General features: G+C 65.1%; 10 protein-coding genes. 7 read left to right on the top strand and 3 right to left on the bottom strand.

Features of this window, described 5'->3' with window-relative positions; all coding sequences use genetic code 11:
- Nucleotides 1–646: 646 nt before the first annotated feature.
- The 4 genes from E1956_RS06915 to E1956_RS06930 all read left to right on the top strand — a co-directional run bounded on the left by E1956_RS06915 (nt 647) and on the right by E1956_RS06930 (nt 4,974).
- On the top strand, nt 647–1,894 hold the full coding sequence (locus tag E1956_RS06915; protein ID WP_134747951.1) for an ABC transporter substrate-binding protein: 1,248 nt from the start codon (nt 647–649) through the stop codon (nt 1,892–1,894).
- A gap of 139 nt (nt 1,895–2,033) precedes the next feature.
- Nucleotides 2,034–2,975: a carbohydrate ABC transporter permease gene (locus E1956_RS06920; RefSeq protein WP_028215815.1), complete on the top strand. Its 942-nt coding sequence runs from the start codon at nt 2,034–2,036 to the stop codon at nt 2,973–2,975.
- Complete coding sequence (locus E1956_RS06925; RefSeq protein ID WP_197732820.1) at nt 2,965–3,822, top strand: carbohydrate ABC transporter permease; 858 nt, start codon at nt 2,965–2,967, stop codon at nt 3,820–3,822. Before E1956_RS06920 ends, E1956_RS06925 begins: the two co-directional genes overlap by 11 nt.
- Nucleotides 3,823–3,852: 30 nt before the next feature.
- Nucleotides 3,853–4,974 carry an ABC transporter ATP-binding protein gene (locus E1956_RS06930; RefSeq protein ID WP_134747952.1) on the top strand — a complete coding sequence of 374 codons (1,122 nt, stop codon included), beginning with the start codon at nt 3,853–3,855 and terminating at the stop codon, nt 4,972–4,974.
- 99 nt (nt 4,975–5,073) lie between these two features.
- Here the strand turns inward: E1956_RS06930 and E1956_RS06935 are convergent, their stop codons facing one another.
- Nucleotides 5,074–5,847, bottom strand: coding sequence for a Smr/MutS family protein (locus E1956_RS06935; protein WP_134747953.1), 774 nt, complete (start codon nt 5,845–5,847; stop codon nt 5,074–5,076).
- Between the two features lie 206 nt (nt 5,848–6,053).
- Nucleotides 6,054–7,049, bottom strand: a complete 996-nt coding sequence (trxB, locus tag E1956_RS06940) for a thioredoxin-disulfide reductase (RefSeq protein ID WP_134747954.1) — start codon at nt 7,047–7,049, stop codon at nt 6,054–6,056.
- Nucleotides 7,050–7,470: 421 nt separating this feature from the next.
- Here trxB and E1956_RS06945 point away from each other — a divergent pair, with 421 nt between their 5' ends.
- Both E1956_RS06945 and lolA read left to right on the top strand, forming a co-directional pair.
- Entirely contained in the window at nt 7,471–9,786 is a 2,316-nt protein-coding gene (locus E1956_RS06945) for a DNA translocase FtsK (protein ID WP_134747955.1), read from the top strand.
- Nucleotides 9,787–9,870: 84 nt separating this feature from the next.
- Nucleotides 9,871–10,581, top strand: a complete 711-nt coding sequence (lolA, locus tag E1956_RS06950; RefSeq protein ID WP_134747956.1) for an outer membrane lipoprotein chaperone LolA — start codon at nt 9,871–9,873, stop codon at nt 10,579–10,581.
- Between the two features lie 101 nt (nt 10,582–10,682).
- Here lolA and E1956_RS06955 read toward each other — a convergent pair whose 3' ends face one another.
- Complete coding sequence (locus tag E1956_RS06955) at nt 10,683–11,753, bottom strand: MBL fold metallo-hydrolase (protein ID WP_134747957.1); 1,071 nt, start codon at nt 11,751–11,753, stop codon at nt 10,683–10,685.
- A 255-nt stretch (nt 11,754–12,008) separates the two neighbouring features.
- Here E1956_RS06955 and E1956_RS06960 point away from each other — a divergent pair, with 255 nt between their 5' ends.
- Entirely contained in the window at nt 12,009–12,434 is a 426-nt protein-coding gene (locus E1956_RS06960) for a MerR family transcriptional regulator (RefSeq protein ID WP_134747958.1), read from the top strand.
- The last annotated feature ends 42 nt before the right edge of the window (nt 12,435–12,476 follow it).

The raw sequence follows: 12,476 nt of genomic DNA on the forward strand, positions 1-12,476 counted from the left end.
TCTCCGTCACAGTCCAGAAAGGCCGCGGGAACAAGTTCCAGCGGGGCTCGCGCAGGATGCCGATCGAGCTCCGCCTGGGCGGCCGTAGTCCGATAAAATTTTTTTTGACACTGAATTGTAGTTTAACTACAATCCAAATCAAGAGGTAACGTTCATTCGATGAAAAAAGCGTAGGCAAGCGCGGCGCAGCATGGGTTTGCGGCGGTCCTGCACACGTTTTTCGAGGGTGGACGGAACGTCCCTCATGTTAACGGACAATGGATTCGTCCATGTACCTTCCCGGCGCTCAGTCAGGTCTCTCAAGGAGGCCTGCCGGACACCGGAAGCGGGGATGTTCGGCCGCCGCGCCGCTATGACCGGTGCGCGCGGCGCCTTGACTGGTCGAGCGTCGCGTCTCGCGAGCGCGGCCGGACAAAATCAAAAGAGGAGACAGTCTTTGCGTTCCGAACTACTCATCTCTTGAGCGTCCAGCGGCCGGACACCGGCCCGCGGCCCGCGCGCATCCAAAGAAAAAACGCGCGCGGCACTCCGGCGCCCGACCCGTCCAGTGTTTTGCCTGTTTTTGTGCCTGTACTAACCACACCGCACCCTGGTGACATCAGGGGCCAGCTGTTCTTACTGATCAGGTGTCTGGAGGAGATAAGCAATGAAATTCCGAGCGATCATGGGCGCCCTGTGCGCCGCAGGTCTCATGGCCGGCGTCGCGACCGCGCAGGCGGCCGAGTCTCTCGAAGTGCTGCACTGGTGGACTTCGGGCGGCGAATCGAAGGCCGTCGGCGTGCTCAAGGACGACATGCAGAAGCAGGGCTACGTGTGGAAGGACTTCGCGGTCGCCGGTGGCGCGGGCGCGGCGGCCATGACCGCACTGAAGACCCAGGTGATCTCGGGTAACGCACCCACGGCAGCACAGATCAAGGGCCCGCTGATCCAGGAATGGGCAGACCAGGGCGTGCTGGTGCCGATCGACTCGGCCGCCGGCGACTGGAAGGCCAACCTGCCGCCGCAAATCGACAAGATCATGAAGGCGGACGGCCACTACGTTGGCGCGCCGTTCTCGGTGCACCGCGTGAACTGGCTGTGGATCAACAAGGCGGCGCTCGACAAGGTGGGCGGCAAGGCGCCGACCACGTGGCCGGAATTCTTCGCGCTGGCCGACAAGCTCAAGGCTGCGGGTTACCAGCCGGTTGCCGCGGGCGGCCAGCCCTGGCAGGACCTGACGCTCTGGGAAGACGTGGTGCTCTCGCAGGGCGCGGAGTTCTACAAGAAGGCGCTCGTCGATCTCGACCAGAAGACCCTGACCTCGCAGCAGATGGTGGGCGTGTTCGACACGGTCCGCAAGATCGAGTCGTACATGGATAACGCCCGCACGGGCCGCGACTGGAACCTGGCCACGGCCATGGTCATCAACGGCAAGGCCGGCATGCAGTTCATGGGCGACTGGGCCAAGGGCGAGTTCGCGAACGCGAACAAGCAGCCGGGCACGGACTACGTCTGCGCACCGGTGCCGGGCACCTCGAAGGCCTACACTTTCAATGTCGACTCGTTCGTGTTCTTCCAGCAGAAGGGCCAGAAGACGGCCACGCCGGGCCAGCTCGCGCTCGCGAAGACGATCATGAGCCCGGCCTTCCAGGAGCAGTTCAGCCTGTACAAGGGCTCGATCCCGGTGCGTCTGGGCGTGGACATGAGCAAGTTCGACGCATGCGGCAAGCAGTCTTACGCGGATGAGCAAACGGCGATCAAGGCCGGCGGCTATGTGCCCTCGCTCGCGCACGGCATGGCTCAGCCGGACGCAACGGCCGGTGCGATCACCGACGTGGTCACGAAGTTCATGAACTCGAACCAGGACTCCAAGAGCGCGGTGGAAGCGCTTGCGAAGGCCGCCAAGACCAAGTAAGCGAAGTCAGTCTGGGTAGTTGATGCAATGAAACAGGCGGGGTGCGCTGCATGCGGCGCACCCCGGGCATGACGGGTCGAACCGACCCCCATCATCGTGTGGAGTCCGTAATGTTTCGCACCGTACCAGGAGTTGCGCAGTGACTGCTTCTCTTAGCGGCAACGGCAAGGCGGCCACGCCTGCCACACGTCGCACGTCGCCGATGGCGGCGCTCGCCGACCGCTGGATCCCGAAGCTGGTGCTCTCGCCCAGCATCTTGATCAGCCTCGTGTTCGTCTACGGCTTCATCGCCATCACCGGTTATCTGTCGCTGTCGAATTCGCGACTGATGCCGCGCTACGAATTCGCGGGCTTCGACCGCTACAGCGAGCTGTTCAGCAACGACGTCTGGTGGACGTCGGCGCAGAACCTCGGCTGGTTCGGCATCCCGTTCATTGCCATCTGCGTGTTTCTCGGGCTCTTTCTCGCGATCCTGCTCGACCAGCAGATTCGCCAGGAAGGCGCGCTGCGCGCGGTGTTCCTCTATCCGATGGCGCTCTCTTACATCGTGACGGGCACGGCGTGGCAGTGGATCTTCAACCCCGATCTCGGGATTCAGCAGGTGCTGCACGACTGGGGCTGGACGAGCTTCCAGCTCGGCTGGCTCAACGACCCGGACAAGGCGATTTTCTGTATCGTGGTTGCCGCCGTGTGGCAGTCCACGGGCTTTTGCATGGCGCTGTTCCTCGCGGGCCTGCGCGGCGTCGACAGTGAAATCTTCAAGGCCGCCCAGGTGGACGGCGCGACGCTGCCCACGATCTACCGCAAGATCGTCATTCCGAGCATGCGCCCCGTGTTCTTCTCGGTGCTGCTGATCCTGTGCCACATCACGATCAAGACCTTCGACCTCGTCGTCGCGCTGACCGCGGGCGGTCCGGGCACGTCGTCGTCGCTGCCGGCCATCTTCATGTACACGTTTTCGTTCAACCGCGGGCAGCTCGGTGTCGGCGCAGCTTCGTCGATGATGATGCTCGCGACGGTGGTGGCCGTGCTCGTGCCGCTCATGTACCTGGAATCGAGGAGCACGCGCAATGCAGCCTAAGATGAAGGTGAGCCGCGTGGTCGTCTACGCGGCGCTGATCCTGTTCGCGTTGTACTTCCTGTTCCCGCTCTACGTGATGCTGTCGACGTCGTTCAAGTCGCTCGACCAGATCCATACGGGCAACATGCTCACGCTGCCGACGAGCCCGACTTTCGCGCCGTGGATCAAGGCGTGGAGCCAGGCCTGTACCGGCGTGCGCTGCGACGGCATGCAGCCGTTCTTCATGAACTCCGTGAAGATGGTGATTCCGGCCGTGCTGATCTCGTCGATCATCGGCGCGTTCAACGGCTACGTGCTCACGCACTGGCGCTTCCGCGGCGCGGACGCGCTCTTCACGATGCTGCTGGTGGGCTGCTTCATCCCGTTCCAGGCGATCCTGCTGCCGATGGCGCGTCTCGAAGGCTTCTTCGGCCTGTCGAACACGATCGGCGGGCTGGTGCTCGTGCACGTCGTGTACGGCATCGCGTTCACCACGATGTTCTTCCGCAACTTCTACGTGAGCGTGCCCGCCGAGCTCGTGAAGGCCGCGCGCATCGACGGCGCCGGCTTCTTCATGATCTTCACGCGCATCATGCTGCCGATCTCGCTGCCCATCTTCATGGTCTGCCTGATCTGGCAATTCACGCAGATCTGGAACGACTTCCTGTTCGGTATCGTGTTCTCGGGCGTCGATTCGATGCCGATCACGGTGGCGCTGAACAATCTCGTGAACACGTCAACGGGCGTGAAGGAATACAACGTCGACATGGCCGGCGCGATCATCGCCGCGCTGCCCACGCTGCTCGTCTACGTGATCGCCGGCCGCTACTTCGTGCGCGGCCTCACGGCGGGCGCGGTGAAGGGCTAACTACGAAAGTTTGAGAAGAGGATTCACAGCATGGCAAGCCTTTCCATTCGCGACGTCTACAAGACCTACCCGAACGGTGTGCCCGTCCTCAAGGGCGTGAACATCGACATCGAAGACGGCCAGTTCCTGATTCTCGTGGGCGGCTCGGGCTGCGGGAAGTCGACGCTGCTCAACATGATCGCGGGTCTCGAAACCGTCACCAAGGGCGAGATCTGCATGGACGGCAAGGTCGTCAACAACCTCTCGCCGAAGGACCGCGACATCGCGATGGTGTTCCAGTCGTACGCGCTCTATCCGTCGATGACGGTGCGCGAGAACATCTCGTTCGGCCTGAATATCCGCAAGGTGCCGAAGGCCGAGCAGGCGCAGATCGTCGATCGCGTCTCGAGCATGCTGCAGATCCAGCATCTGCTCGACCGCAAGCCGGGCCAGCTCTCGGGCGGCCAGCGCCAGCGCGTCGCCATGGGCCGTGCACTCGCGCGCGATCCGATCATGTTCCTGTTCGACGAGCCGCTCTCGAACCTCGACGCGAAGCTGCGCATCGAGATGCGCTCCGAAATCAAGCTGTTGCATCAGCGCGTGGGCAAGACGATCGTCTACGTGACGCACGACCAGATCGAGGCGATGACGCTCGGCGACCGCATCGCCGTGATGAAGGACGGCATCGTGCAGCAGTTCGGCGCGCCGCAGGACATCTACGACTCGCCGTCGAATCTCTTCGTGGCGGGCTTCATTGGCGCGCCGCCGATGAACTTCATCAACGGCAAGCTGGTGGAGCAGGGCTCGGGCGTCGGCATCGAAATCGATACGGGCGTCGCGCGCAACGTGCTGAAGCTGCCGCTGTTCGAGACGAACAAGCTGCGCAGCCATATCGGCCAGGAAGTGGTGCTGGGCCTGCGCCCGGAGCGCATCACCGACGCGCGCAGCGCGCACGACGGCCACGGTCACGAGCTGCAACGCCACACGGTGAAGGTCGACGTGATCGAGCCGACCGGCCCGGACACGCTCGTGTTCGCGCAGGTCAACGGCAAGCGCGTCGTGAGCCGCGTGCACCCGGGCGCGAATCCGCAGCCGCTCAATAGCATGGAGCTGCTGTTCGACGTCTCGAAGGCCGTGCTGTTCGATCCGAAGACCGAAGCGCGCATCGCCTGATCATAGTCCGCCGGGTTTTCTGGCGCGATAAAAAACCCCGTTCGCTGCGAGTGCAGTGAACGGGGTTTTTACATTCGGCCGCGCAGGCGACGGTGTCGATCAGCGCGCGTGCGGGTGATGCTGGCCATGCCCGTGTGCATGCGGCTGCAACAGCACGAGCACCGCGCCCGCGCCGCCGTCGTGCGGCCGCGCCTGGCAGAACGCGATCACTTCCTCCTTCTGCACGAGCCACGCGCGCACCTTGCCCTTGAGCACGGGCTCCTTGCCCACCGAGCCGAGCCCCTTGCCGTGAATCACGCGCACGCAGCGCAGCCCGCGCTTGCCCGCCTCGCGGATGAAGGTCTGCAGCGCCTCACGCGCTTCCTCGCGGCGCATGCCGTGCAGGTCGAGCTGCGCCTGCACGATCCATGCGCCGCGCCGCAGCTTCTTGACGATTTCCTCGCTCACACCGGGGCGGTGGTAATAGAGCGAATCGTCGGTGTCGAGCAAGGCTTCGGGGTCGAAGTCGTCGGAAATCGCCTCATGCAGAACCGCCTGCTCGTCGAGCTGCGTTTGCAGCGGCAGCGGCGCGGGCGCTGTGCGCCGGGGCTGCGCGCGCGGCGGCTGCTTGAGCTGCGCCACCTGGCCGATCTCGCGGCGGAAGAGGTCGCTGTCGGCGGCCGCTTCCACGCGCGCCGCCTTGGCGGCCGCGCGCTCGCGTTCGCGCTGGCGCGTTTGGGTCTTGAGCGCGTCGCGCAGGCTGCCGAGGCCGGCGAAGCCGGCGGTGGCCTTGCCGGGTTCGGCAGCGGGCGTGACGGCAGGCGCGGGCGCCGGGGCGGGGCGGGCGGCTGCGGGGCGCTTGGGCTCGCCCGGATGGGGCACGTTCTTGGGCATGGCGAAAGAGGCTGGGTAAGGCTGTGGCGCCGCAAAAGCAAAGGGCCGCCGGCTGGCTGGCCGCGGCCCTCTTGCGATGCGCCGTCTGGCTCGATGGCGCTATTTTACCGGCTGGCCGGTGTGCTACCCGTCGCGGTGCGCCGCGTTACTTACGGGCCGGGTCGGCCCGATTCGCGGCCGGCCTCGAGGCCGGTTTGGCGAGCGGATCAGCGCTCGGCTTCGGCGCTCATCACGTGCGGCTGGCCGAGCTCGTTGACGGTCTCGAGATAGCGCTGCGCGTCGAGCGCGGCCATGCAGCCCGTGCCGGCGCTGGTGATGGCCTGGCGGTAGACGTGATCCTGCACGTCGCCGGCGGCGAACACGCCCGGCACGCTCGTGCCCGTGGCATTGCCGTTCAGGCCGCCGTTCGTGATGATGTAGCCGTTCTTCATCTCGAGCTGACCTTCGAAGATGTCGGTGTTCGGCTTGTGGCCGATCGCCACGAACACGCCTTGCAGGTCGAGGTCGGTGGTCGCGCCGGTCTTCACGTTCTTGATGCGCAGGCCGTTCACGCCGCCGTCGTTGCCGAGGACTTCGTCGAGCACGTGATCCCACTTGATGTCGACGACACCTTCCTTTTCCTTTTCCAGCAGGCGGTCGATCAGGATCGGCTCGGCGCGGAACTTGTCGCGGCGGTGGATGACCGTGACCTTCTTGGCGATGCCGGCGAGATAGAGCGCTTCCTCGACGGCGGTGTTGCCGCCGCCGATCACGGCAACGTGCTGGTTGCGATAGAAGAAGCCGTCGCAGGTCGCGCAGGCGGAGACGCCGCGGCCCATGAAGAGCTCTTCGCTCGGCAGGCCGAGATACTGCGCCGACGCGCCGGTGGCGACGACGAGCGAGTCGCAGGTGTACTCGCCCGAGTCGCCGATCAGGCGGATCGGCTTTTCGTTCAGCTTGGCCGTGTGGATGTGATCGAACACGATTTCCGTGTTGAAGCGCTCGGCGTGCTCGAGAAAGCGCTGCATCAGTTCCGGACCTTGTACGCCGTTCGGGTCGGCGGGCCAGTTTTCCACGTCGGTCGTGGTCATGAGCTGGCCGCCCTGGGCAAGGCCGGTGACGAGCAGCGGCGAGAGATTCGCGCGCGCGGCATAGACGGCTGCCGTGTAGCCGGCGGGGCCGGAACCGAGAATCAGGACTTTGGCGTGTTTGGTTGCGGACATGGTCGAATTCCGTAGAAGGCGCTGCGTGGCGCGGTTTCCTGGGCAGTCGTCCGCGTGGCTTGCAGCGCGGTTTCGTGTTCAGGTGCCTGCTCCGTTACCGGGATCCGCAGGCGGGCCGCCCGGTGGTGCGGCGGGGCACACGCATGAAGTTGGGCATCAGCGCGCAATTATAAAGGCCGGGGGCGTTTGATGCTCCATCGAGGTTTCTCATCGGCGCGATAGCCTGGCGCCGTTCGACGCGTCAGGCGCGCATGCTGCCCCGAGGCGCCGTTGTCAGTTACCCTCATTTACAGCCTGGGGCCGCCGGGGCCTAAACAACGCGTTTACAATAGGCCCGATCTGACGTCGGCGGCCGGGCCCGTCTGCCGGAGCCCCGGCAGTGCGTCCGGACCGCGCAAGCTTCAAGAATCACCAGGATTCAATGGCCAAAGCTCCTTATTCCGCGCAGGCGCAGGCATTGCCTAATCGCATGTCGCGTCTTTTCACTGAAATCCGCTGGCTCCTGCAGGTCGCGCTGGGCGTGTTCCTGCTGATGGCGCTCATCAGCTACAGCCGCCGCGATCCGAGCTGGACCCACGCCGCGCAGGTCGACCACATCTCGAACTGGGCGGGGCGCGTCGGCGCGTGGACCTCGGACATCCTGCTGCTGCTGTTCGGCCTCTCGGCCTACTGGTGGGTCGTGCTGCTCGCGCGCCATATCTCGAAGAATTACAAGCGCATCACGCGCCACGAAGCGCTCCCCGAGGACGATGACGACAAGCCGCGCGACCACAGCTGGGTGGCCGAAGGCCTCGCGTTCGTACTCGTGCTGCTAGCCTGCGACGGTATCGAGGCGCTGCGCATGTGGTCGCTCAAGGTGCAACTGCCGCGCGCGCCGGGTGGCGTGGTGGGCGAGGCCGTCGCGCACGGCGTTTCGCACGCGCTCGGCTTCACGGGCGGCACGCTAGCGCTGCTGTTGGCGCTCGCGATCGGCTTGTCGCTGTATTTCCGGTTTTCGTGGCTGAACGTGGCCGAAAGGGTGGGCGAGTCGATCATCAACGCGGTGACGATGGCGAAGCTGCACCGCGAGGCGGGCCGCGACCGCAAGCTCGGCGAGGTCGCTGCGGTCAAGCGCGAGGGCAAGGTCGAGCGCGGCCGCGTGAAGATCGAGGAGCACGAGCCGGTCACGATCGTGCCGCCGGTGGTCACGCCGCAGCGCTCCGAGCGCGTGGAAAAGGAGCGCCAGGTGCCGCTCTTCACCGACTTGCCCGGCGACTCCACCTTGCCGCCCATCTCGCTGCTCGACCCGGCACCCAAGAGCCAGGAAACGATTTCGGACGACACGCTCGAGTTCACCTCGCGCCTGATCGAAAAGAAGCTCAAGGATTTTGGCGTTGACGTGGCCGTGGTGGCCGCGTATCCGGGCCCGGTCGTCACGCGCTACGAGATCGAGCCGGCCACCGGCGTGAAGGGCAGCCAGATCGTGGGCCTCGCGAAGGACCTCGCGCGCTCGCTCTCGCTCGTCTCGATCCGCGTGGTGGAGACGATCCCCGGCAAGAACTACATGGCGCTCGAGTTGCCGAACCAGCGCCGCCAGACCGTGCGCCTCTCGGAAATCCTCGGCTCGGCCGTCTATGCGGACGCGCCTTCGGCGCTCACCATGGGGCTCGGCAAGGACATCGGCGGCAAGCCGGTTTGCGCCGATCTCGCGAAGATGCCCCACCTGCTCGTGGCCGGCACGACCGGCTCGGGCAAGTCGGTGGGGATCAACGCGATGATCCTTTCGCTGCTCTACAAGGCGAGCGCCGAACAGGTGCGCATGATCCTGATTGACCCGAAGATGCTCGAAATGAGCGTCTACGAGGGCATTCCGCATCTGTTGTGTCCGGTGGTGACCGACATGCGCCAGGCCGGCAACGCGCTGAACTGGACCGTCGCCGAGATGGAGCGCCGCTACAAGCTCATGAGCAAGCTGGGCGTGCGCAATCTCGCGGGCTACAACAACAAGATCGAAGAGGCGAACAAGCGCGAGGAGAAGATCCCGAACCCGTTCAGCCTCACGCCCGACGATCCGGAGCCGTGCCAGAAGCTGCCGAATATCGTGGTCGTGATCGACGAACTCGCCGACCTCATGATGGTGGTCGGCAAGAAGGTCGAAGAGCTGATCGCGCGTATCGCGCAGAAGGCGCGCGCGGCGGGTATTCATCTGATTCTCGCGACGCAGCGGCCTTCGGTGGACGTCATCACGGGCCTCATCAAGGCCAACGTGCCCACGCGGATTGCGTTCCAGGTGTCCTCGAAGATCGACTCGCGCACGATTCTCGACCAGATGGGCGCCGAGTCGCTGCTCGGCATGGGCGACATGCTCTACCTGCCGCCGGGCTCGGGGCTCCCCGTGCGCGTGCACGGCGCGTTCGTTGCCGACGAAGAAGTGCATCGCGTGGTCGACAAGCTCAAGGAGCAGGGCGAGCCGAACTATATCGAAGGGATTCTGGAAGGCGGCGTGGCGGGCGAGGGCGACGAAGGCTCGGCCGGCGCTTCGGGCACCGGCGACGAGTCGGATCCGCTCTACGACCAGGCCGTCGAGGTGGTCATCAAGAACCGGCGCGCGTCGATTTCGCTCGTGCAGCGGCATCTGCGCATCGGCTATAACCGTGCGGCGCGCCTGCTCGAGCAGATGGAGCAATCGGGCCTCGTTTCGGCGATGTCGTCGAGCGGCAACCGCGAGATTCTCGCGCCCGCTCGCGACGCCGAGTGAGGCCGATCGAGGCCGATTGAGGTCGTCCTCGGCGCTTGCACTGCGCCAGTGCAGGCACACATTGTGGTTTTGGGAGAACGATAGATGCAGTTTCAGGTTGGGCAACACACCCGTTTGACGCTGGGCCGCGCCGGGCGCGCGCTCTTCGCGGCGCTTGGCGCGTCGCTCGTCATGGCCTCGCACGCGTATGCGAGCGGCACCGATCAACTGAAGCAGTTCGTCGCGCAGGTCCACGCCGCGCGCGGCAACTTCGTGCAACGCGAACTGAAGACGCCCACGAACGCGAAGAACGCGAGCGACGCCATTGCCACGGCCATGTCGAGCTCCAAGACGTCGAGCGGCACCTTCGTGTTCGCGCGTCCCGGCAAGTTCATCTGGACCTACGAGAAGCCGTATCAGCAGCTGCTGCAATCCGACGGCGACAATCTCTACGTCTACGACAAGGACCTGAACCAGGTCACCGAGCGCAAGCTCGGCGGCGCGCTCGGCGCGAGCCCGGCCGCCATCCTGTTCGGCAGCAACGATCTGGACAAGAACTTCACGCTCACCGACGCGGGCGTGAAGGACGGCATCGACTGGCTGGAGCTGATTCCGAAGTCGAAGGACACGCAGTTCAAGAGCGTGGGCATCGGCTTTCGCGACGGCAATCTCGAAGCGATGGAGCTGCACGACGTGTTCGGCAACGTGACGCTGCTCACGTTCTCCAACATCGAGAAGAATCCGTCGCTGCCGGCGTCGACCTTCAAGTTCGTGCGACCCAAGGGCGCCGACCTGATCACGGGCGGCGGGAACTGATCCGCGAGGCGTGACGCGACAAGCGAAGTCACAAAAAAGGGGGCGGCTCGATGGAGCCGCCCCCTTTTGCTATGGGCTATGGGTGCCGCGCGTTCGCACGCTCAGGCCGAAAAGCGCAGCACGCCCTTGTCGTCCATCTTGCGCTTTAGCTTGCCCGCGAGCCACAGCAGGTTCAGGTGGGCGAGCGCTTCACCCATCGCGAAGGTCAGCTGATGCATGTCGAGGGCGCGCTTGAACATGATCGGCACGATGTCGGCGGCGCATTGCGGCGCGCGCTCGCAGGCTTCCATCACTTCGGCGAGACGTGCGTCATGGTGCGCGCGCAATTGTCCGATGCGCGTGTGTACGCCGCGGAACGGCTTGCCGTGCGAGGGCAGCACGAGCGTGTCCTCGGCCATGGTCTCGTAGCGTCCGAGCGATTCGAGGTAGAGCCCGAGCGGATTGCCCTCCGGCTCCATGTCGAATACGGAGACGTTGGTCGAGATGCGTGGCAGCACCATGTCGCCCGAGATCAGCACGCCGAGCGATTCGCACAGCAGTGCGCAATGCTCGGGCGAGTGGCCGTAACCGGTGACGACGCGCCAGTCGCGGCCACCGATCGACACCGTGTCGGCCTCGCGCAGCCGGCGGTATTGCGGCGGCAGCGCCGGCACGAGGTTCGAGTAATAGTTGCGGCGGTTGCGCAGCTGATCGAGCGAGGCCTCGTCGGTCACGCCGTGGCGCGCGAAATGGCGTGCCGCGCCTTCGCCGCCCGCGTTCGAGCCGTTGCCCGAGGCCAGCACGCACGCGCTCATGTATTCGCCGAGCGTCGCCCACAGGCGCACGTCCCAGCGCTTCTTCTCGCCGCCCGCGCAGATCCAGTGCGCAAGGCCGATATGGTCCGGATGGCAGTGCGTGACGAGCACGCGCAGCACCGGCAGGCCTTCGAGCTGGCTGTCGAACACCTGCTCCCAGTGCGCCTTGATCGTGTCGTCGGTGATGCCGCAGTCCACCACGGTCCAGCCTTGCTGGCCGTCGATCTCGTCGCGCAGCAGCCAGAGGTTGATGTGATCGAGCACGAAGGGCAGCGGCATGCGCAGCCATTTCACGCCGGGCGCGACTTCGAAGGCGAGGCCGGGTTCGGGCAGGGTATCGGCGAAGGGGTAGTCGAGCTGGTGTTCGAGGGCGTTCATTGGGGTCTCGTCTGATCTAATTATGGTGGGCTGAGGACGGCCTGTCAGGACGGCCTGTCAGGACGGCCGGAGCCGCCGCCTTGCCTCATTGTCGCTGCATTGCGCAATTCCTGCAGGGAAACCGGGAGAATGTTCCGGCATGCGGAACATTCGGGCGGTTGCGCAACCCATGCGTTGACGATAACGTAAACGTCGATTCCAACGATAGCCCTGCCGCCGGACCGATTCCGGCTGACGCGGGGCGCGCTTTCCGACATGACCCAGTACACGATTACCGAGCTCGCCCGCGAATTTGACGTGACGCCACGTGCGATCCGTTTCTACGAGGATCAGGGCCTGCTCTCGCCGAGCCGCGAAGGGGCGGGCGGCCTCAAGCGCGTGTTTTCGGGGCGTGATCGCACGCGGCTGAAGCTCACGCTGCGCGGCAAGCGCCTCGGCTTTACGCTCAACGAGATTCGCGCGCTGCTCGATCTCTACGATTCGCCCACGGATACGCTGCCGCAGCTCCAGGCGTTCCTCGACACCGTAGTGCACCACCGCGAGATACTGGAGCGTCAGCGCGCCGATCTGGACGCCACGCTCGAAGACCTCGCGCAATACGAGACCCAGGCGCGCGCGCTGCTCGCAAGGAACGCCGCCGGCGAGCGGATTGCGCCGCTCGCACTGCCCGACGATCAGTAGCCGGCGCTGGCCCGTCTTCGCGTCACGCCGTCGAGCCGAGGT

Source organism: Paraburkholderia pallida (genome assembly GCF_004524855.1).
Lineage (GTDB): Bacteria > Pseudomonadota > Gammaproteobacteria > Burkholderiales > Burkholderiaceae > Paraburkholderia > Paraburkholderia oxyphila.

What these genes read in the sequence shown, in the direction of transcription:
- E1956_RS06930 (WP_134747952.1), top strand. Translation starts at nt 3,853, where the DNA reads ATGGCAAGCCTTTCCATTCGCGACGTCTACAAGACCTACCCGAACGGT.
- E1956_RS06955 (WP_134747957.1), bottom strand. Translation starts at nt 11,753, where the DNA reads ATGAACGCCCTCGAACACCAGCTCGACTACCCCTTCGCCGATACCCTG.
- E1956_RS06925 (WP_197732820.1), top strand. Translation starts at nt 2,965, where the DNA reads ATGCAGCCTAAGATGAAGGTGAGCCGCGTGGTCGTCTACGCGGCGCTG.
- E1956_RS06960 (WP_134747958.1), top strand. Translation starts at nt 12,009, where the DNA reads ATGACCCAGTACACGATTACCGAGCTCGCCCGCGAATTTGACGTGACG.
- lolA (WP_134747956.1), top strand. Translation starts at nt 9,871, where the DNA reads ATGCAGTTTCAGGTTGGGCAACACACCCGTTTGACGCTGGGCCGCGCC.
- trxB (WP_134747954.1), bottom strand. Translation starts at nt 7,049, where the DNA reads ATGTCCGCAACCAAACACGCCAAAGTCCTGATTCTCGGTTCCGGCCCC.
- E1956_RS06915 (WP_134747951.1), top strand. Translation starts at nt 647, where the DNA reads ATGAAATTCCGAGCGATCATGGGCGCCCTGTGCGCCGCAGGTCTCATG.
- E1956_RS06935 (WP_134747953.1), bottom strand. Translation starts at nt 5,847, where the DNA reads ATGCCCAAGAACGTGCCCCATCCGGGCGAGCCCAAGCGCCCCGCAGCC.
- E1956_RS06945 (WP_134747955.1), top strand. Translation starts at nt 7,471, where the DNA reads ATGGCCAAAGCTCCTTATTCCGCGCAGGCGCAGGCATTGCCTAATCGC.